Consider the following 20,979-nt stretch of genomic DNA (forward strand, 5'->3'; position numbering starts at 1 on the left):
TTCAAATGGGGAAGTTAAAATAACAGGAGATTGACGCATTCCAATTCTAAAACAGAGTGTCGGCAAGCCTCGGTTTCTATTCGTCTATAAGATGTTCTGTTGTTTTTAAGGTGGATGTACAGAAAAAATATGCTTGGTATTAGATGCACACGGATAGAAATTTCTGACTTGGTTTTATGACAGCGCTTAATTCATTTTGGATTAGATGATATCACTATGCCAAGAAATAGAAATAACGAGAAGTCAGTTGATTGTCAAACGAAGCACGAAAAACACATCAGGAGGAAGCTATGTTCCAAGAAAAAATATTCAATCCAGCAATACTACATGAAAACCGCTTGTCGCCTCGAACCAGTTTTTTTAGTTATGAAACGGTCGCAGCAGCTATGCAAGGGGATCCACAGGCATCTTTTGGGTATCAGTCATTAAATGGTCTGTGGGATTTTTATTTGGGTGAGACAGAAAGTCAAGTTGTGTATGATCAAAAAATCGAGGTGCCTGCTCATTGGCAGTTTCAAGGGCATGGAAAACCGATCTATACGAATGTCCAGTATCCTTTTCCAATTGATCCGCCATTTGTTGCGATGGAGAATCCAACCGCCTTTTATCGAAAAGCATTTATTGTGGAGGACATTGATCTTGAGTACGTGCTTCACTTTGAAGGTGTGGAATCGGTGTTTGAACTGCATGTCAATGATCAGTATGTCGGCTACAGCACTGGCAGTCGCTTGGTCTCTGAGTTTGATATCACACCATATCTTCAAAAGGGCAAAAATGTGCTTAGTGTAAAGGTGAAGCAATGGAGCGCGATGAGCTATGTCGAGGATCAAGATATGTGGTGGCTTGGCGGAATTTTTAGAGAAGTCTACTTGTTTTCCCGTAAGCCGCAGTCGATTCAAAATGTAACGATCCAAGCAGATTTATGCAATCAATATAAAGATGGCATCTTGGAAGTTTCGCTTTTCTTTCAGCAAGCACCGCCAGAGCAGTTAGAACGTACGATAGAAATCGAAGTGCTAGATCAAAAAAATGTAACCGTTTTAAAGAAAGCTGAGAAAACCCAAGGAGAAGCAAAAGCGAATTGGACGATTTCTGCAACCATTGAAGAGATAATTCCTTGGAACGCAGAAGAACCGTACCTATACCATCTTCTGGTGAAACAGTATCAAGGCGAGGAACTGTTGGAGGTCATTCCGTTCCAAGTCGGCTTTAGACAGATCTCCATAACCGACGGTATTTTCCAAATCAATGGAAAGCGGGTGGTGTTAAAGGGCGTCAATCGCCATGAGTGGCATTGTGAGTCTGGCAGAAGTCTGACGGTTGAGACGATGGAACAAGATGTGCAGATGATGAAAGCATTCAATATCAATGCTGTACGGTGTTCTCATTACCCAGCAGACACAAAGTTTTATCACCTGTGTGATCGTTATGGGCTGTACGTCATTGACGAAGCAGACATTGAAACCCATGGGATGGATATCACCCAAAGAATCAATGAATTGAGCAGTAGTGAGGAATGGTTGCCGACGTATTTAGACCGAGCAAAAAGAATGGTCGAAAAAAATAGAAACCATCCTTCGATCATTTTCTGGTCGTTAGGAAATGAGTCTGGCTATGGGGAAAACCATTTGAAGATGGCGCAGCTGATCAAGAAATTAGATCCCAGTCGTCTGGTTCATTATGAAGGAGAAGCACGACACTTGAAAGCCTTGGGAGAGTGGCAAGCGTGCCAAGCATCTGATGTCGTTTCGACTATGTATACATCTGTTGGCGAAATGGCAGAACAGGGGGAACGTTCACTAACACAACCACATATTTTATGTGAATATGGTCATGCGATGGGCAATGGTCCCGGTGGATTGAGTGATTATCTGGAATTGTTTTATCGCTGTCCTCGGTTGCAAGGCGGCTTTATTTGGGAGTGGATCGATCATGGTATCAAGAGCATTGACAACGTTTCTGGTGAGACGTACTACAAGTATGGCGGTGATTTTGCAGAAGAAATCCATGATGGCAACTTTGTGATTGATGGATTGCTATTTCCAGATCGTACGCCATCGCCAGCATTGTTCGATTATAAGAAAGTGATTCAGCCTGTCAAAATCACTTTCCAGCTCTCAGAACAGGCCTGTCGCATCACCAACCGCTTCGATTTTCGAAATTTAGCGTCTTTACAGCCAGTCCTGCAAATAAAAGAAGACGATCAGGTGATTTTCTTACAAGAGCTACCAAGAATTGACCTTCCACCTCAAGAAGAAACAACCATTTCCCTGCCAGAAGAAGCTACGCTGAGCTTAGCAGGAAGAGCACAGGCAGTGGTCACGCTGTTTTTCTTTGAAGAAAGTGCGCCAGATTTTTCTCTAGAACACGCAGTTGCTTGGGAACAAGCCATTATTGATCAACCAGTAAAGAGCGTACACATACCCAAAGCGGATGCCTTTCACTGTTCAGAAACGGCCAATGAACTGAGGATTACTTTGGCTGAGCAGACCTATATTTTTCATAAGAAAACAGGTACCTTGAGCCAGTGGCTCATCGAAGGGCAAGCCTTGCTTACTGAACCGCTTGAAATGAACTTTTGGCGGGCACCGACTGACAACGACTTGTTAGGCAGTGAAGAATTTGGTTCGGCAAGCATCGCCAAGGAATGGGAAGTGTTTCGCATTCGCCGCTTAAAGGAGCGTGTGCTCGCGTTTACCTATGAACAGCACCCTGATGAAATAAAAGTCGAGATTCGCTGCAACAGCATGCCTATTTCCCTCGACTGGGGAATTGAATTGTCCTTTACGTATCGTCTTTCATTGGCAGGTGACATCCGTGTAGCAGTCCAAGGAATTCCGTTTGGCAATGGGCCGAAAACCCTGCCGCGAATCGGTGTGCAGCTGATGATGGATAAAGAACATCAGAATGTGCAGTGGTTGGGACTTGGGCCGCATGAAACCTATCCTGATAGTTGCCATAGTGGGTTTTTCGATTGGTGGGAAAGAACCGTTCCAGAGATGCACACGCCGTATGTGCGGCCGCAAGAAAATGGCAACCGCATGAAGACCAAATTCTTCCGTTTATCTAAGCCTTCCGGAGCGGGACTGACTATTTCCAGCAAATCGCTGAATTTTAGTGTGCATCACTACACCCAGAACAATTTGGAACAAGCGACCCATACCAATCAATTAGAAACCAGCGACGCCGTTGCCGTCAACATTGACTATGGGCTGCAAGGACTAGGAAGTGCCAGTTGCGGTCCCGGCATTTTACCAAAGTATTTATTGCAAAATCAGGCATTTGCCTTTGATTTTCAGATGAATTATCAAAAAAAAGTGGAAGGAGCAAAAAAATGAAAAAAATAGCTTTATGTATGGCAATGATAGGACTAGGAGGCTTAGCTGCTTGCGGGAATGGCAGCGATACGCCAGAGCGTGAGGGGGGCGATCAAAACGGCGCAGAGGAAATCACCATTTGGGCGTGGGACCCAAAATTCAATATCGCAGCCTTTGAGTTGGCGGAATCATACCATCAAGAAGAAAACCCTGATTTCAAAATCAATGTCACCGAGATTTCCCAACAAGACAGCGTACAAAAAATGAATACCATCTTTAGTTCAGGCAGTACCCAAGGATTGCCCAATATCGTCTTGATTGAAGACTTTCGCGCCCGTAATTTTTTAGAAGTGTTTCCAGAGTATTTCGTTCCATTGACTGAGTATATAAATGTTGACGACTTTATGGATTACAAAATCGAAGTATCTTCGATCGATGGCGAGCAATATGGGATGCCGTTTGATTCAGGAGTAGCGGGCGTTTACTTGCGAAAATCGATCATTGAAGAAGCGGGTTTGGAACTGTCAGATTTCACCAATATCACTTGGCAAACCTTTAACGAGTTGGGGATCCGTGTGAAAGAAGCAACTGGCAAACCATTGCTGTCCATCGATATGAATGATCTAGGACATTTGCGAATGATGATGCATTCCAGTGGTTATTGGTATACCGCAGAGGATGGTGAAACGCCGTTTATTGACGGCAATCCTTCTTTGAAACAAGGACTTGAAGATTTGAAAATGCTGCTTGATTCAGGAGTAATGACAACGCATAATGGCTGGGACCAAATGCTAGCAGGTTTTAACAGCGGCGAAGTAGCGGGCGTTTTACAAGGCAACTGGATCACGCCATCGGTGAAAGCAGAAGAAAGTCAAAGTGGCGATTGGGCAGTCGTTCCAGTACCAAAGCAAGAATCGATCGAAGGTTCTGTCAATGCGACCAATCTCGGAGGTTCGTCAATTTATGTGTTGGATATCGATGGGAAAGAAGAAGCCCTGAGCTATATTGCTGACGTATTCGGCAAAAATATCGCCTTTTACGAAGAGCTGATTCAAACCGTCGGAGCAATCGGTTCTTACGTTCCCGCTTCACAAGGAGATGCGTATCATGCACCAGATCCTTTCTTCGACGATCAGGCTATCTATCAAGATTTCATGAACTGGGCAAATGAAATTCCTTCGGTAAACTTTGGGAAAAACACTTATGCGTTGGAAGACATCATGAATCAGGGCTTTTTGGACTATGTCAATGGAGCAGATTTGGACGAAGTCTTAAAAAATACGCAAATGATTGCTGACAATCAATTGAATTAATACGGACTGAGGGGCATGTACGATGAAAAATAAATTATTTTATAAAAAAGGAGTGATCACGGGGTGGCTGTTTATTGCTATCCCGACACTCTTAATCTTCTTTTTCTCTTTTTATCCAATGATCCAAGCGTTTCTATTATCCTTGCAATCAGGAAGCGGTAACGGGCTGACCTTTAGCGGACTAGCGAATTATCGGCGGCTGTTTTCGGATCAAACCTTTTTGACAGCCACGAAAAATACCTTGATCTTTTTGGGCTTTCAAGTGCCTGTCATGGTCTTGTTGGCCATGTTCTTTTCCGTCCAGCTCAATCAGAAAACCCTAAAGCTGAAAGGCCTGTTTCGGACGATCATTTTTTTGCCAGCAGTGACGTCATTAGTCGCATACTCCATGGTCTTTAAATCACTGTTTGCAACAAATGGCGTGGTGAACGCCCTTTTAGTGAGACTGTCGATTGTCTCTGAGCCGATCGCCTTTTTCTCTAGTCCCTTTTGGGCAAAAGTCATCATCATTTTAGCCATCACTTGGCGCTGGACCGGCTACAATATGATTTTCTTTTTATCGGCTTTGCAAAACATCGACCCAGCAATTTATGAAGCTGCTAGAATCGATGGCGCTTCTCCAACGAAACAATTTTTTAAAATCACCGTCCCTTTGCTAAAGCCAGTCATTTTGTTTTCAGCTGTGACCTCAACGATTGGCACACTGCAGTTATTTGACGAACCGATGAACTTGACCCAAGGGGGGCCAGGAAACGCCACATCGACGATTTCCCAATATATTTATAATCTTTCTTTTCGCTATACACCAGATTTTGGTTACGCCTCTGCAGTTTCTTATGCCATTGTCGTCATGGTCATCTTCTTTTCCATGATCCAATTTAAGATCGGAGGAGAGGACAAATGAAAAAAGTAGGCACATATGTATTTTTGGGTGTTTTTACCATTCTGTTTGCCTTTCCCTTTTATTTCATGTTAGTGAGTATCACCAATCCTACCGTAAATATCATGCAAGGCAAACTATTGCCAAGTACCCATTTGCTAGAAAACTGGCGTAACCTAGTCGCAACCTATGACTTGAAACAAGTATTCTTTAATAGTGCAAGGATTGCGTTGTTACAGACGATATTATCCGTGACGATCGCTTCGTTGGCAGGCTACGGATTTGAGATCTATCAAAGCCGATTAAAAAATATGCTTTTTAATATGTTGCTCTTGTCGATGATGTTGCCTTTTGCCGCCACGATGATTCCGCTGTTTCGAATGTTCGGCAGCTTTTCAACGACGATTCCTTTTATCGGACTCGATACAGTAGCTTCAGTCATTTTGCCAACATTATCGACCGCATTTCTGATTTTCTTTTTCAGACAAAACACAAAAATGTTTTCCAAATCACTGCTTGAAGCAGGGCGAATGGATGGTCTGTCGGAACTAGGCTTGTTTTTCCGAATATACATGCCAACCATGAAAACAACTTATGCGGCCGCTGCCATCATTACCTTCATCAATAGTTGGAACAGCTACCTTTGGCCGTTGATCACCCTTCAATCACCAGAAAAGCAAACCTTTCCCCTAATGATTTCTGCCATCGGCGCCGCCAATAATCCAGATTATGGCTTAATGATGTTAGCAATCGTGATCGCAACTCTGCCAACAATGGTGGTCTTCTTCTCGCTGCAAAAGTATTTTGTGGCTGGGATGTTGGGATCGGTGAAGTAGGGACGTTTAGAAAGATTGGAAGAATAAAAGACAGAAGACTAATTGAGATAGTCATCTGTCTTTTGTTATTGAGTCATTCTGATTTATATCGGATTATTTCTAACGATATCCGCTATAAGCATCGTAATCCTCCAATAAACCTGCTATCAACCCAAAAACTGTCGTCCTTCCTTTTCAATCAACTCACACGTCCATTTATCTTCAAATAACGATGCCATCTGTCTTGCTTGGGCAAATAAATCCGAATCTCCGATCGCAAAACTTTTTCGAGCAGTGGCTAACGAATAGTAATCATAGCGCTTGCTCTTTTTTGCCAATAGCAGGGCTTGATCCGCGGCTTTTTTCGCCTCTTGGTGTTGCTGTTCTTGCAGATAAAGCAAGGCGACATTCAAATGAATCGCACACTGCAAAGGCACAGTATTTTCTAGTGCTTCGTATTTTTTTAGCTGTTGGATCAATTGGCGGGCAATGGCGTGGGCGGTTTCAACTGGAAAGAGGTATAAAAGACAATTGATCAGCTTGATATCATCAAGGGTCCAGTCGGAATAAGATTGAAGCGTATCCCAGGGAACCGTCAAAAGAACTTTGGGCAGGCAAGGAATTTCTTTTTCTGCATTCGTTGAGAGCGCTGTGAGAGAGTCGATTACATACAACAATAAGTCAATGGCTTTACTGACAGATGTTTTTTGGAAAAGTAAACATTGCTCTTTCAAAGCAAGCAATACTTTTAGATCCTGGTTGGAAAACAAAGAGAAAAATTGATGCAAGATTTGTTGTTTTTCATTTAAACGGTATCCTTGGGCGATGTAAAAAAATTCATCAAAACCGCAATCGATTCGCGCTAAAAGTTCGATAAAAAGGGTAACGGAGGGCGTTAATTTTTCATTTTCAAATTTAGACAAGGTGGTTCTTGAAAGCAGGTCTTTACAAACTTGCGCTTGCGTGATGCCACGGCTTTTTCTGATTTTACGATACGTGGTTCCTAACTTATTCATAGGCGCCTCCTAGATCAATGTGATTATAGTGTACATAAGATAATTTTGCTCGTCAATCTGGTATAGTAGAACTATTAGACAGCTAGGCAACACCAGATAGAGGAGGCCCACAAATGAATCAGACAAAATAAAATCCTTTACTTAGCAAATGGCGATCAATAACTAGAAAAATGAGCAATCGTTATTTCTAAGTAAAGGTGGAAAACAAATGAAGAAGAATCAGGGATTTACCCCATTGATTATTGGCCAAACCGTGGCGAATGTCGGGGATACCATTTATATTGTGGCAATTATCAGTTCTATTTTTAGCTGGACGGACTCTGCTTTGGCAGCGGCGCTTGTCCCAGTGCTAGTAACAGGAGGCGGTGTCATTTCCGGCTTTTTCTCACCGGTCATCACGAGTTATTTTCGCTTAGAACAAGTGCTGAAGGTCAGCCAGATGTGCAAAACAGCCTTACTCTTTTTTATGACCGCGTATCTCTATTTGAAAGCTGAAACGATGAATCTATTGGTTTTATATTGCCTTGTCGCATTGATTTCATTTTTGGACGGCTGTTCAGAACCAATTAGTCGTGCCTTGATCCCGAAATATGTGGAAAAGCATCGCCTCGTCAAAGCCAATGGAATATTCAATTCAATGCTTCAAACAGTCAACATCGGCAGCTGGGCGATCGGAACCTCCTTGCTGCTGGTATTTTCTGTTCATCAGTTGGTTTTATTAGACAGCTTTCTGTTTCTAAGTGCCTCGATAGTATTAGCGTTTTTGCCTAGAACGACTCGAGAAAAAAACGAAAAGCAGCCGTTAGGGCACCAGTTGTTTATTGGTTGGCGCTGGATTATGAAAGATCCTCTGGTTCGGGTGATCGTTGGCATGGACATGCTGGAAAGTATCGCCAATACAGCCTGGGTTTCCGCGATTGTGTTAGTATTCGTCCGAGAAGTGATGCAGGCACCTGATGCTTGGTGGGGCTATATCAACGCCACTTATTTTGTTGGTGCGTTGCTAGGAAGTGCGTTGGTGATGCGATTTTCCGAGCGGTTTGATAAAAACAAACGAACAGCGATTGTAATGGGCGCTGTCTTAGGCGGACTGATCACAGTTGCCGTTGCCCTATCAGGCGATCGCTTTTTGATTCTAGGATTATCCGTTTTAATCGGGCTCTTTTCCCAGATCAAAAATATCCCGCAAGCCTCATTAATCCAACAAAAAGTAGCAGCCGATCGATTGGTTGCCATCTACGCTGCCTCAGGCATCTTAAATTCCGGTGTTTTTGCTTTATTCACCTTGCTGATGGGACAGGTGGCAGATGTTTTTGATGTACGGTGGGTGTTTGTTCTTTCCGGCAGTTTATTGCTTCTAGTGGGGCTGATTGCAGGGAAGCTTAAAATCAGTTAAAAGTAAGAGAGATAGTAGTCAAGAGAAACTCTTTTTTACTAGGTCTTATAAGACAAAACTAGCTTTAACGGTTAGCTTAGGTAAAGGCACGTACAGGAAGATGAAAAAGTAATCACAGCTAGTTAGGAACAGTCCCTGACTAGCTTTTTGCGTAGTGATCTAAACGCTCTTACATCGAGAATACAATGATTATTGTAGATTTGATCAGTAGCTGATCACAGATCGTTCATATGCAAAAGCATTTCGTAGCTGAATGTTGAGATTGACTAAGTATGGGGCTGCTATAGGAGGAAAGCGCAATCATCTCTATATAAAACTTGATTACTTGAAAGAAAAGCTTTGTATTGATTTGGAGTAAATTCACAATTTTTTTGAAAATCTTTAGTTTTCCAAGATTCCCCTAAAAAGCTCATCTAACAGCTCCTAACCTTATATACATTTACATATCTAACTCTTATCTTTTCGCTTTTAGTTAGTTAAAAAGCAAAAAATAAATGTGAATCCGAGCTATTTTTAAATAATTAACCAGATAATCTTCCGATTGGAACGGTTAAATAGTGAATGATTGGTAGAAAAGAGATTAGAGGATGCGAGTTGTGATAAGTAAATTCATAAAAGAAGAATGCTAGAAAAGTAGAGAAAAATAGGATTAATGAAATAATCGAGATCCTTATTTTTTTACAATTTTCGAAAACCATAAATGAATTGAAGGAAGCTTAGTGTGGGTGAAAGAATAATTACAAAAAAATATTGACTTAAAAAAATGGCTATGGTAATCTATAAACGAAAATAGTGGGAACGTTTCCAAAATGCATCTTCGTTAAATTTTTATTTTTTTAAACGAAAATGGAAACGTTTCTAAAATGTATTGGGAGGAGATTGAATTGGAAAAGACATTGGGACCAGGTGGTGAGATAAGGGCGGTACAACGGGATAAAAAAAATATCTCGAAGTGGGAAAAATTAAAGAAACAGTTGCGTCGTGATAAGTGGATGTACTTGTTGCTCTTACCAGGTATCATCATGACGTTTATCTTTAAGTATGTGCCAATGTACGGTGCTGTGATTGCATTTAAAGACTATAATCCTATGCTAGGAATTTTGGAAAGTCCTTGGGTAGGACTAGATCACTTTAGGGAATTTATCAGTTCACCAAATTTTACGCTTTTGCTGAGCAACACATTAAAAATTAGCATTTATGGTTTATTGTTAGGTTTTTTTCCACCAATTATTTTAGCACTGAGCTTGAATCAAATTATCAATAAAAAAATAAAACAGAAAATCCAGTTGATTCTATATGCGCCGAATTTTATCTCAGTAGTTATTATCGTGGGGATGCTGTTTTTGTTCCTATCCGCAAATGGACCCATTAATGGGTTAGTAGAAAAGGTTACGGGGCAACCAATTATGTTCATGTCTAATCCAGCTTATTTCAGAACGATTTATATTTTATCGGGAATTTGGCAAGGAATCGGCTGGTCATCCATTCTTTACACCGCGACGCTGGCGGGAGTCAGTACCGATTTATATGAGGCAGCAAATATCGATGGGGCAAATATTTTACAAAAGATTTGGCATATCGATTTGCCTGCATTGAGGCCTGTGATGGTGATCAGCTTCATCTTGGCCGCCGGCGGTATTATGAATGTAGGATATGAAAAAGCCTACTTGATGCAAACTTCAATGAACATCCCTGCCTCAGAAATCATTTCCACTTATGTATACAAAGTCGGCTTGCAATCAGGTGATTATGCCTACTCTGCTGCTGTTGGTCTGTTCAATATGATTATTAATGTCATTTTATTACTGATTGTCAACAATATAACCAAGCGGCTAAACGATGGTCAAGGCTTGTAATGAAAGGAGAAAATTATGAATAGTGCTTTATCAAAAATCGACCGTCAAATCTTATGGTTGAATCGAGTGATTGTAACTTTTTTGGTCGTCATTACCATTGTTCCGCTGATTTATGTACTGGTAGCTTCTTTTATGGACCCAGCTACTTTGATCAATAAAGGTATAAGCTTCAATCCGAAAGATTGGACAATACAAGGATATCAACGGGTATTTGCAGATGATTCCATTTTACGCGGTTTCGTAAATTCGTTGTTTTACTCTTTTAGCTTCAGCTTATTGACTGTATTTATTACGATGATCACTGCGTATCCTTTATCTCGACCTAACTTGGCTGGGAAAAAGATTATTATGACTTTTTTTGTCATTACAATGTTCGTTGGTGGCGGCTTGATACCTACCTATTTATTGGTAAAGAACTTGGGCATGTTAGATAGTGTATGGGCGATTATCATACCAGGTGCTATAAATGTGTGGAATATTATCTTAGCGCGTACCTATTTTAGTGCTTTGCCAAAAGAACTTTCTGAAGCTGCTACTATCGATGGCGCCAATGACTTGCAAATACTGTTCAAAGTCATGCTTCCATTAGCTAAACCAATTATGTTCGTATTGTTTTTATATGCCTTTGTTGGGCAATGGAACTCATATTTTGATGCCATGATTTACATCAAAGATCCCGACTTACAGCCGTTGCAACTCGTATTAAGAAATATTTTGATCCAAAACCAACCCTCACAAGACATGGTGGGAGCCAATACTGCCATGGCAGAAATGAAACAAATTGCTGAGTTGATCAAATACGCAACGATCGTCATTTCTAGTCTGCCATTAATCATAATGTATCCTTTCTTCCAAAAATATTTTGATAAAGGTGTTTTAGTTGGTTCTGTTAAAGGGTAAGAATTGTTCACTATTTGTATGAATAAAAATTATAAAGGAGATTTTAAGATGAAAGCAAAATGGATGCTGCCAATCGTTTTTACTTCCGTACTAATTTTGGGGTCTTGTGGAGGCTCAAAAGAAAAGAGTAAATCAAGCCCTGATTATGAACTAGAAAATGTCTCTTTTCCATTGAAAGAAAAAGTATCTTTAAAAATGATGTCTCAAAGTGCCCCTTTGGCTCCCAATGATCCTAATGACAAATTGATTTTCCAACGATTAGAAGAAGAAACCAATCTCCATATTGATTGGACAAACTACAGTAGTGATTTTGCCGAAAAAAGAAATTTGGATATCGCTAGTGGTGATTTACCAGATGCCATCTTCAACGCCGCTGCAGGTGACTATGATTTATTAAACTGGGCGGAAAGTGGTGTTATTGTACCGATTGAAGATTTGATCGAAGATTATATGCCAAATCTGAAGAAAATTTTTGATGAAAACCCCGAATACCGACAAATGTCTACTGCACCTGATGGTCACATTTACTCTATGCCTTGGATTGAAGAATTAGGCGAAGGAAAAGAGTCGATTCATACAGTAAATGGGATGGCTTGGATCAACAAGGAGTGGTTGGATAATTTGGGTCTTGAAATGCCGCAAACCACTGATCAGTTGATGACTGTGTTGGAGGCTTTCAAGACGCAAGATCCAAATGGTAATGGTGAAGCAGATGAAATTCCTTTTAGCTTTATTAACAATGGAGGAAATGAAGACTTAAAATTTTTAATTGGGGCATTCGGTCTAGGTGATAATGATGACCACTTAGTCGTTGATAACGATGGCCAGGTACAATTTACTGCTAACAAAGAAGGGTATAAAGAAGCCATCAAATATTTCAATGAAATGAATAATAAAGGTCTTATTGATAAAGAGGCTTTCGAACAAGATTGGAATACGTATGTTGCCAAAGGAAAAGAACATAAGTATGGCGTGTATTTTACTTGGGATAAAGCAAATATCACGGGTGCAGATGATAGTTATGACGTCTTGCCAGTCTTAGCGGGACCAGATGGAACGAAACACGTTACTCGTACGAATGGCATGGGTTTCTCAAGAGATCGTTTCGTAATTACTAGTGCGAATAAAAACTTGGAACTTACAGCTAGGTGGATAGATAAAATGTATGAACCGTTACAGTCTGTCCAAAATAACTGGGGAACCTACGGTGATGAAGCACAGGCGAATATTTTTGAATTAAAGGATGGTATGTTAAAATATTTGCCTTTAGAGGGGACAGCACCGGGGGAACTAAGACAAAAGACCGAAGCTGGAGGACCATTAGCAGTTCTTGATTCTTATTACGGCACAGTCACTACTATGCCAGATGATGCGAAGTGGCGTTTAGATTTGATGCATGACACGTATTTGCCATATATTACAGAAGACAATATCTATCCACGTGTCTTTTTAGAAAAAGAAGAAACAGATCGATTAGCAAAAATTGAAACAGATATGTGGGATTACATCTATCGCAAAAGAGCAGAGTGGATCACCGGCGGTAAAATCGATGAAGAATGGGAAGAATACCTTGCTGAATTGGAACGTGTAGGTTTGGAAGAATGGATTCAAATAAAACAAACTGGCTATGATAATTTTTTGAAGGGAGCACAATAAGTGTTAGTAGAAGAAACGGCGATTTTGGATAAAGCAAATCGATTTATTGAAATGATGCGAGGAAAAGTTAACCCTCAGTATCGACAAAACTATCATTTTTCCGCACCCATCGGGTGGATAAATGACCCCAATGGGTTTATATATTACAAAGGGCATTACCATCTCTTCTATCAATACTATCCTTACGATAGTCGATGGGGGCCCATGCATTGGGGGCATGCGCGCAGTAGTGATTTGGTCCATTGGGAAGATCTACCAGTAGCGTTAGCCCCAGATCAACCTTATGACAGCGGCGGGTGTTTCTCAGGAAGTGCAATTGAAAGAGACGGAAAACTATATTTATTTTATACAGGCTGTCAAGAAATTGATGGTATTAGCCATCAGCATCAATGTTTGGCGGTCTCTGAAGATGGTATTCATTTTAGCAAATACAGTGGTAATCCTGTGGTAGCAGAAAAACAGCTAGGTGAGAATGGGCTGATACAAGAATTTCGTGATCCTAAAGTAATTGTTCACAACGATGCTTACTATATGGTAGTAGCTACTAAATCTACACAGTCTACTGGTAGAATAGTGATGTTTCAATCGTCAGATTTGTATACTTGGCACTTTTACTCTGTGTTGCTAGAAGGGACTTCAGAGCAAGGAATAATGTGGGAATGTCCTGACTTATTCCATTTAGACGGACGAGATGTCTTAATCATGTCACCGATACAAATTAAGAAGAACGGACTGGAATATCATAATATCAGTTCTACCATGGCTTGTATTGGTGAGGTAGACTGGGAAACAGGTCAGATGATAGTTGATAATTTCCATGAAATGGATTTTGGAATGGATTTTTATGCACCACAAACAACAACAGATCCTAATGGTGGACGGGTGATGATTGCTTGGATGCAGATGTGGGATCGTACATTGCCTACACATGAGTTAGGCCATCTTTGGGCAGGCTCTATGAGTTTGCCCCGAGAGTTAAGAGTGAAAAAAAATCGATTGGTACAAAAACCCATCTCAACTGTATATAGTCATTTAGTTTATCAACAAGGCAGTGAAAATATTGCAGTGACTGACACATCAGTCGTATTTCGAAACGCGCTGTCTGATTCTTCATATTTACATCTAGTCGCAGATTTGGAGAAAGCAGAAGTTTTTACAATTGAATTACTGCGGTCTAAGACGGATTGTCTCAAACTAACTTATGACACTGCTAAACAGGTTTTTGAATTGGATCGTCAGAAACTAGGAAGAGAGCTTACAGGGGCGGAAGAAGACCCTCTGAATGTCCGAAAAGTTGAAATACCTTTGATTGATAATCAGCTCGTTCTTGAGATTTTTAGAGATACCTCATCAGTTGAAGTCTTTATTAATGGTTTAGAAGTTATGACGGCTACTTTCTATGAGCTGGAAAAAGCTCGAGATATCTTATTTCATTCGATCGGAGAAAGTCGTATTCAAGCTTTTGAAACAGCGAGTGTGAAATAAATGTTTGATTGCTTAGGCGATGAATCAATTATTTAATAGGTTTTGAAGGATAATTTTTTAGAAAAGAACAGATAGCTAGATTTCCCATGGCTTTGCTATTAGTATTTTGAAAAAATTAGTAATTTATGACAAAATTCATTATACTAAACTTGTGCAGAAATGTGAGGGATCAACTATGAAAGCAACAATGAAAGATGTCGCAAAATTAGCAGGTGTCGGAGTAGGAACTGTTTCCCGGGTATTGAATAACGGCTCTGTTAAAGCTTCTACTAGAGAAAAAGTTGAAGCAGCAATGACAGAGTTAAACTATCAACCAGATTTTTATGCCCGGGGGTTAAAGATGAAGCATACGAATACGGTTGCTTTGATTCTACCCACTGTATGGCATCCATTTTTTGGCGAATTTGCCTACCATGTAGAAACAGCATTAGAAAGACAAAACTACAAGCTTTATTTGTGTAACTCCAGTGGGAATAGTGAAAAAGAACAAGAATATATCCAGATGGTCAGCCAAAATAAAGTAGACGGCATCATTGGAATTACTTATTCAGATATCGATGAATACATTTCGAGTAATCTGCCTTTTGTTAGTATTGACCGTTATTTCACTGAAGAGGTGATTTATGTGACCGCTGACAATGCGGCCGGTGGACGTTTGGCTGCAAATGAACTTTATCGCCGAGGATGTCAGAATGTAGCATATATCGGTGGGTACCAAGAAACACCGAATGAAACGAAGAGTCGTCGAAAATATTTTGAGATCGAGTGCCGTCAACTGGGGATTTCCTATAAAGCGTTAGATATGTTAGAACCTTTAGACCATCTCTCAGAACGTGTAACAAATTTTTTGTTAGAGAATCCTGATATCGATGGGATTTTTACGATCAACGATCCGATGGCATTAGCTGTCATTGGTATGCTTGAAAAAATAGGGAAAAACGTACCAGAGGATGTCCAAGTTATCGGATTTGATGGTCAAAAGATGACAGAAGGAGACCCTTATCTCGTCTCAACAATTGCCCAACCTACAAAGCAAATGGCGGAAGTGGCAGTGGCAAAATTAATTGCTGTCATTAATGGAGAGACAGTAGAAAAACGTACCGTATTGCCGATTGAATTTGGCGAAGGTGGCACAACGAAACCTTTAGTGAGAAACGATTTTGCTTAGTGCAAATACGTTTCTTTTTTTGAAGATAAGTGAATGAAAGGTGTAGATAAAATGTTATATGGTGGAATTGAAGCTGGTGGAACAAAGTTTGTCTGTGGGATTGGTAATGAACAATTACAAGTGATAGAACGGAAAAGTTTTCCTACCACAACACCAGAAGAAACGATGAAGCAAGTGTTTGATTTCTTTGATAAGTACAAAGGAAATATCGCATCAATTGGTGTAGGAGCATTTGGGCCAATTGATATTCAAATCGAATCAAGAACTTACGGATATATCACCAACACTCCGAAGGTAGCTTGGCAAAATTATCATTTTGTAGGAGCTTTGGAAAACGCCTTGTCGGTTCCCATCTATTGGACTACCGATGTAAATGCTGCTTGTTATGGAGAATATATGGCAGGGTATGGAAAAGGTAAAAATAGTGTTCTTTATTACACCGTTGGTACTGGTGTTGGTGGTGGTGCTGTAGTCGATGGAAAAATAGTCACAGGTTTCAGTCATCCTGAAATGGGACATATGCTCTTACAACGTCATAATGAAGATCAATTTGAAGGAATCTGTCCTTTTCATCATGATTGTTTGGAAGGGTTAGCCTCAGGCCCCGCGATTGAAAAACGCTTTGGAAGAAAAGCCCAGACCATTTCATTTGATCATCCTTATTGGGCGATTGAGGCAGATTATCTTGCTCAGTGTGTGTATAACACAACGTTACTATATGCACCGGAAGTAATAATTTTAGGTGGGGGTGTAATGAAACAGCCGCAACTACTCGAGTTGATTCGCCAAGCGTTTAAAGAAAAAATGGGTTCCTATGTGGATACCCCTGCTCTTGAAGAATACTTACTAACTCCAATGCTTGCTGACGATGCAGGTTTGATCGGCTGCTTAGCTTTAGCAATAAAGAAGTTGGAACAATAGCAGCATGTTAAAGAACGTGTGAGAGAGTTTTTATAGCAGTTGGGATAGATAAAAAGGTTAACTAAAATGTGAGTTAGAAAAAAGGATGGCTAATAATAGATGTTCATATATATTTTTTGCGTAATCGAATGTCGCAAATAAGAATTTTTTCTTTCGTTCTCGTCTTCAGTTATATTGTTGTCTAGCTGCCTCAAAATTACTTCTTAGTGCTTGTTTTTTTTCTATTAGCCCGAGCAAAGAAAAAGGAAACAGAATGTCTTATTAAAGCCAATTAGGCCTACGCCTAATTGGCTTTCTATATTCCTGTGCTAATTGTGTTTGGGTGGGATGAATATCCTTTTTATTAATAATAGTGACGGTGTAATGAACGGTTTTGCTAACGGTAAAGATTCAACTTTCTACAAACGCGAACATCCTTTGAATTTGATTTACTAAAAGCTGGGTAGCTTCTCATCAGTCATTCTCTTCATTGGGGTTAATAAAGTGTTGTCAGTCATCCTGCCCTATTCTCAACAAGTACCTGCCTAATGCCTTCTTCAAACGTTGTGATCTTAAAATGAGGGAATGCCTTTTTGAATTTATCAGAGACAAAAAGATTATCCACCGTGTATCTAGGTAATAACTCACTTAGTTCGCGCGCGTTTTTACTGAATAGCTTAGCAAGTTTAAATTGCCACAAAGGAATGACGCGGTATTTCAATGGTTTGTCTTCAATTTTTTCGGCGAGATCGATCATGTCTTGGAAACTATGAGGTGTATCACAGGGCAAATGCCAAGTCTGGCCATAGGCACTAGGCGTATTTCCGATAAGGGCCATTGCTCGGCTAGCATCAGGTGTCCATATAAGTGTGCGTAAAGTGTCCTTATTGACAGGTATTTTGACGGGAGCATTGTGGACTATATTGTTTAAGACGAGTGTATTGGTAATGCTCTGGGTCTTGCCTGGGCCGTAAAACTCGGGGGCTCGACAAATCACCGCATCTAAACGGCCACTTTCCATCTCGGATAAAACCAATTGAGCCATTTTAGAGCGTACGAGGGACTTCCTGCCTGCTGGAGAAAATGGCGTGTCTTCCTTTTGGGGTGTACGATCCTTTGGATACATATAAGTATTATCAAAAAAAACCAGTTTGCTCTGTGCTTCTTGGCAAGCGCGAATGACATTTTCTGTGATTTTCATAAAATTGGTTTCCCACAGCTCCGCGTCCATCGGTAACCCAACAGTGAAGTAAACAATCTCACTATGTTCAATCGCTTTTTTCGTTTGCGAAAAGTCCATCAAATCTGCGGAAACGATCTGATCTGTAGGATTGATTTTTTGAGGCTTCCGGCTAACTAGCCGAAGCTCATTTGTGTAATTTTTGTATAGTTCTTTTGCTAGTTCATAGCCGATTTGTCCATTGCTTCCTAAAATTGTTTGCATGACTGTACCTCCTCAAGATATAGTTTTGCTACAGCACGTACAGAAAAAGGATTTTGGCCAGTGATGATCCGCCCATCTTTTAGGGCAAATGCTTTATAAAAGCGTCTTTTTTTGAATTGAGCGTTCCTTTCTTCTGCGGCGGTTTGATTAAAGAAAGGAACTTTGTTCATTTTCCCGGCGAGAAATTCTTCGGTTTTCGTAAATCCTGTGATTTTTTTTCCAGAAATCAAAAAGCTTCCTTCTCTATCTTTTATATTTAGTAAACCAGCGATTCCGTGGCAAACAGATAAAATGTACCCATTGTTTTCATAAATGGCTAAAGCGAGTTCTTGCAGCTCTTTATTATCAGGAAAATCCCACATGACACCATGCCCTCCGGTAAAATAAATCGCATGGTAGTCATTTGGATTTACTTCTGCGGGTTTTTTCGTTTGAATCAAGCCGTTTTGAATGAAATTTTCTTCCAGATAAATGTTCATAATGGCTTGATCTATATATTTCATGCTTCTTGGATCTAGAGGAACAAAGCCTCCTAATGGACTTACGAAATCAACATCAATCCCTTGTTGATAGACTTCATCTAGAAACTCGGCACTTTCTCCTAACCAAAGTCCGGTAGCCTCGTTCGTGCCAGCATATTTTTGAATGTTTGTTTCAACAACTAATACTTTCTTCATGAATGGTCCCTCTCGTTCATAATGTGAAGGACTTTCGTTAAAAAGGATTGGAGTTTTTTTATTTCTGTTTGCTCATGATCGAGATAGTAATAATTTTTTGTTCCTTCTTGCCTGAAATTCACGATTTTGGCTTCTTTCAAGATTTTCAAATGATGTGAAATGGCGGGTCTAGATAAATTGGTGGCCTCTAATAAGGAAGTGACCTGTAAGCCAGCACAATTTTCCTCTTCCAGCAACCGAATGATGATAGCTTGTCTTTTTTTGTCACCTAGCGCGATTAAAAAATCACTTAACTCAGAAAAATCTTGTTGCAGATTGGCATAATCTATCATAATTGTCTCTCCAGTATCGTTTAAAAGTTTAAACCATTAAACCATTTAAAGGAGATTTTTGCAATGAAAGAAGCTCGAGAGCATTCCTCTTCTCCACCATCGCTAAGGAGATTAGAATGTTTTGTAAGCAAATAGATAATAATGGAAAAGCATAAGAGCATTTGAGCCTTTTTGTGTTTAGAAGCAGCTTATTTTTTTATGAAGTGATTAAGAGCCGTGTGTTGCTCATTTTTTGTTGTTGTGTTATGTATGTAACATCTAGACAAAAGACGTAGTGAGATATGAGGCGGAGAATATGAGAGACTTACAGTTAGCATTTATCAGTAATCGCACAACTAAACGCTTATTTCGAGTTTTGAGTGTGATGGAACGAGATCGTTTATTTACAATTGGTGAAATGGCAGAAAAGATGCAAGTCACACAACGCACAATTGCAAATGATCTCAAGTATGTGAAAGACTATTTTGGTGATTGTATTACCCTAATTTCGGGGAATAGTGGCTTTCTTTTTGAAGAGAAAAAACCTTCCGTGTACCAAGAAAAGAAACAAGATTTGCTAGAAAATGAGTGTTTATTTGAAATCATCGGTCATATTTTTCAAGGGGAATTGATGGATATTGACGAGTTGGCCCATCATTATCATTTTTCTGAGAGCACGTTTCGACGGTTGTTGGGTCAATCGAACAAAATATTGAGCAGTTATCGGTTAAAATGGGTGTCGAATCCATTGACAATTGAAGGGAGCGAAGCGGATTTACGGAAATTCTTCAAAGACTTTTATTACGAAGGGATTGATACTGCCCATACCCTTGTTCCCGACCCCGCATTGCATGAGTTGGTCTTAACCCAGTTAAACAACAAACTAGGACAATATGATATTGGCTCTGGAACAACACCAGCTGCTTTTTACTATACTTTTTTTATTGCAATCAAACGGGCGAGCCTTGGTTTTCCGATAACAGTCCCGAAATACTTGATTGAATTAGCCTACAAAGGAAATAGCTTCTCCCTCCTGTATTCTTTAAAAGACGGAATCAACAAGCTTTACGGCGTAGAACTAGCGAAGGAAGAATTTGCATGGATTTATTTAGTTACTATTTGTAAACGTACCTTAGATCGAGAAGCATCGGAGGAAAAGTTCTACCAGCAGTTTCATCAAGGATCAGAAATTGCCAAACTTACGGAGGCTTACTTACAAGAGTTTGAGCTCACAAATGAGAGCTATGCCAAGATAAAAATTTTCATGCAATCCTTCTTTTTGTCTAGAAAAGTGAACTATGCGTTAGCTCCTGCATTGAACAAAGAGGCACAGGACATCAAAGAATCTCTCATGCGTTCTGACAATGAAAACTATCAACGGAATTTACGATTTTTAAAGAAGCATCAAAGAAAAGACTTTTTGGCTGCACCATATCTTGAAGATATTTGTGTGAGTTTAACGATCTACAGTGATTTGATTTTTGATTTTTATTCACCAACAAAAAGAATTTATTTTCTTCTAGAAGGTGATCACTTCATCTGCCAACAGATTCGAACTCGTGCAATGCAACAGTTTGGTACAAAGCACACGTTGACCTTTTTGCCATTGCAACATCTGACACAAGAAATATTAAATGCCGATCATATTGATTTGATTGTCACAAACTATAATCGGTACCTCTTAGACTATATTATTGAAACAGATTACTTGTTATTGAAAGCTGTCCCAGATGAGCATGACTGGCGGAATCTGGAAAGAAAAATTGATCCGTATCGAAAACCATTTCTCTAATCTCCGTACACTCGTTAAAAGTATTAACGAGTGTTTTTTTTCATTTATTTCAT

The 20,979-nt window shown here is 40.0% G+C and carries 16 protein-coding genes; 12 read left to right on the forward strand and 4 right to left on the reverse strand.

Features of this window, described 5'->3' with window-relative positions; all coding sequences use genetic code 11:
• Nucleotides 1–290: 290 nt before the first annotated feature.
• The 4 genes from IGI89_RS05540 to IGI89_RS05555 are packed head-to-tail and all read left to right on the forward strand — an operon-like array spanning nt 291 to nt 6,346.
• Nucleotides 291–3,338 (forward strand): glycoside hydrolase family 2 TIM barrel-domain containing protein, encoded by a 3,048-nt coding sequence (locus IGI89_RS05540; RefSeq protein WP_438735409.1) that lies wholly within the window; start codon nt 291–293, stop codon nt 3,336–3,338.
• Nucleotides 3,335–4,630: an ABC transporter substrate-binding protein gene (locus IGI89_RS05545; protein ID WP_123834765.1), complete on the forward strand. Its 1,296-nt coding sequence runs from the start codon at nt 3,335–3,337 to the stop codon at nt 4,628–4,630. The genes IGI89_RS05540 and IGI89_RS05545 overlap by 4 nt, the downstream gene beginning before the upstream one ends.
• 22 nt (nt 4,631–4,652) lie before the next feature.
• Nucleotides 4,653–5,534, forward strand: coding sequence for a carbohydrate ABC transporter permease (locus IGI89_RS05550; RefSeq protein ID WP_275853619.1), 882 nt, complete (start codon nt 4,653–4,655; stop codon nt 5,532–5,534).
• Nucleotides 5,531–6,346 (forward strand): carbohydrate ABC transporter permease, encoded by an 816-nt coding sequence (locus tag IGI89_RS05555; RefSeq protein WP_002323468.1) that lies wholly within the window; start codon nt 5,531–5,533, stop codon nt 6,344–6,346. Before IGI89_RS05550 ends, IGI89_RS05555 begins: the two co-directional genes overlap by 4 nt.
• A 146-nt stretch (nt 6,347–6,492) precedes the next feature.
• Here the strand turns inward: IGI89_RS05555 and IGI89_RS05560 are convergent, their stop codons facing one another.
• Nucleotides 6,493–7,341 (reverse strand): helix-turn-helix transcriptional regulator, encoded by an 849-nt coding sequence (locus IGI89_RS05560; protein WP_438735410.1) that lies wholly within the window; start codon nt 7,339–7,341, stop codon nt 6,493–6,495.
• 208 nt (nt 7,342–7,549) lie between these two features.
• On the opposite strand from IGI89_RS05560, the gene IGI89_RS05565 reads away from it, so the two are divergent.
• The 7 genes from IGI89_RS05565 to IGI89_RS05595 all read left to right on the forward strand — a co-directional run bounded on the left by IGI89_RS05565 (nt 7,550) and on the right by IGI89_RS05595 (nt 16,723).
• On the forward strand, nt 7,550–8,737 hold the full coding sequence (locus tag IGI89_RS05565) for an MFS transporter (protein WP_438735411.1): 1,188 nt from the start codon (nt 7,550–7,552) through the stop codon (nt 8,735–8,737).
• A gap of 863 nt (nt 8,738–9,600) precedes the next feature.
• Nucleotides 9,601–10,593: an ABC transporter permease gene (locus IGI89_RS05570; RefSeq protein WP_438735412.1), complete on the forward strand. Its 993-nt coding sequence runs from the start codon at nt 9,601–9,603 to the stop codon at nt 10,591–10,593.
• A gap of 15 nt (nt 10,594–10,608) precedes the next feature.
• Nucleotides 10,609–11,493, forward strand: a complete 885-nt coding sequence (locus IGI89_RS05575) for a carbohydrate ABC transporter permease (RefSeq protein WP_010748894.1) — start codon at nt 10,609–10,611, stop codon at nt 11,491–11,493.
• A gap of 48 nt (nt 11,494–11,541) precedes the next feature.
• Nucleotides 11,542–13,149, forward strand: coding sequence for an ABC transporter substrate-binding protein (locus IGI89_RS05580; protein ID WP_438735413.1), 1,608 nt, complete (start codon nt 11,542–11,544; stop codon nt 13,147–13,149).
• Nucleotides 13,150–14,634 carry a glycoside hydrolase family 32 protein gene (locus IGI89_RS05585; protein WP_002323464.1) on the forward strand — a complete coding sequence of 495 codons (1,485 nt, stop codon included), beginning with the start codon at nt 13,150–13,152 and terminating at the stop codon, nt 14,632–14,634.
• Nucleotides 14,635–14,809: 175 nt separating this feature from the next.
• A complete protein-coding gene (locus IGI89_RS05590; RefSeq protein WP_002323463.1) occupies nt 14,810–15,802 on the forward strand; it encodes a LacI family DNA-binding transcriptional regulator in 993 nt (330 codons plus the stop codon).
• Between the two features lie 51 nt (nt 15,803–15,853).
• Nucleotides 15,854–16,723 (forward strand): ROK family protein, encoded by an 870-nt coding sequence (locus IGI89_RS05595; RefSeq protein ID WP_061053450.1) that lies wholly within the window; start codon nt 15,854–15,856, stop codon nt 16,721–16,723.
• Nucleotides 16,724–17,216: 493 nt separating this feature from the next.
• On the opposite strand, the gene IGI89_RS05600 is transcribed toward IGI89_RS05595, so the two are convergent.
• The 3 genes from IGI89_RS05600 to IGI89_RS05610 are packed head-to-tail and all read right to left on the reverse strand — an operon-like array spanning nt 17,217 to nt 19,155.
• A complete protein-coding gene (locus tag IGI89_RS05600) occupies nt 17,217–18,146 on the reverse strand; it encodes an NAD-dependent epimerase/dehydratase family protein (protein WP_016613008.1) in 930 nt (309 codons plus the stop codon).
• Nucleotides 18,131–18,823, reverse strand: a complete 693-nt coding sequence (locus IGI89_RS05605; protein ID WP_016621151.1) for a type 1 glutamine amidotransferase domain-containing protein — start codon at nt 18,821–18,823, stop codon at nt 18,131–18,133. The genes IGI89_RS05600 and IGI89_RS05605 overlap by 16 nt, the downstream gene beginning before the upstream one ends.
• Nucleotides 18,820–19,155: an ArsR/SmtB family transcription factor gene (locus IGI89_RS05610; RefSeq protein WP_429968885.1), complete on the reverse strand. Its 336-nt coding sequence runs from the start codon at nt 19,153–19,155 to the stop codon at nt 18,820–18,822. Before IGI89_RS05610 ends, IGI89_RS05605 begins: the two co-directional genes overlap by 4 nt.
• Nucleotides 19,156–19,450: 295 nt before the next feature.
• On the opposite strand from IGI89_RS05610, the gene IGI89_RS05615 reads away from it, so the two are divergent.
• Nucleotides 19,451–20,926 carry a helix-turn-helix domain-containing protein gene (locus IGI89_RS05615; RefSeq protein ID WP_400451167.1) on the forward strand — a complete coding sequence of 492 codons (1,476 nt, stop codon included), beginning with the start codon at nt 19,451–19,453 and terminating at the stop codon, nt 20,924–20,926.
• Nucleotides 20,927–20,979: the final 53 nt, after the last annotated feature.

Source organism: Enterococcus sp. AZ141 (genome assembly GCF_051714385.1).
In the GTDB taxonomy this organism is placed as follows: domain Bacteria; phylum Bacillota; class Bacilli; order Lactobacillales; family Enterococcaceae; genus Enterococcus_D; species Enterococcus_D entomosocium.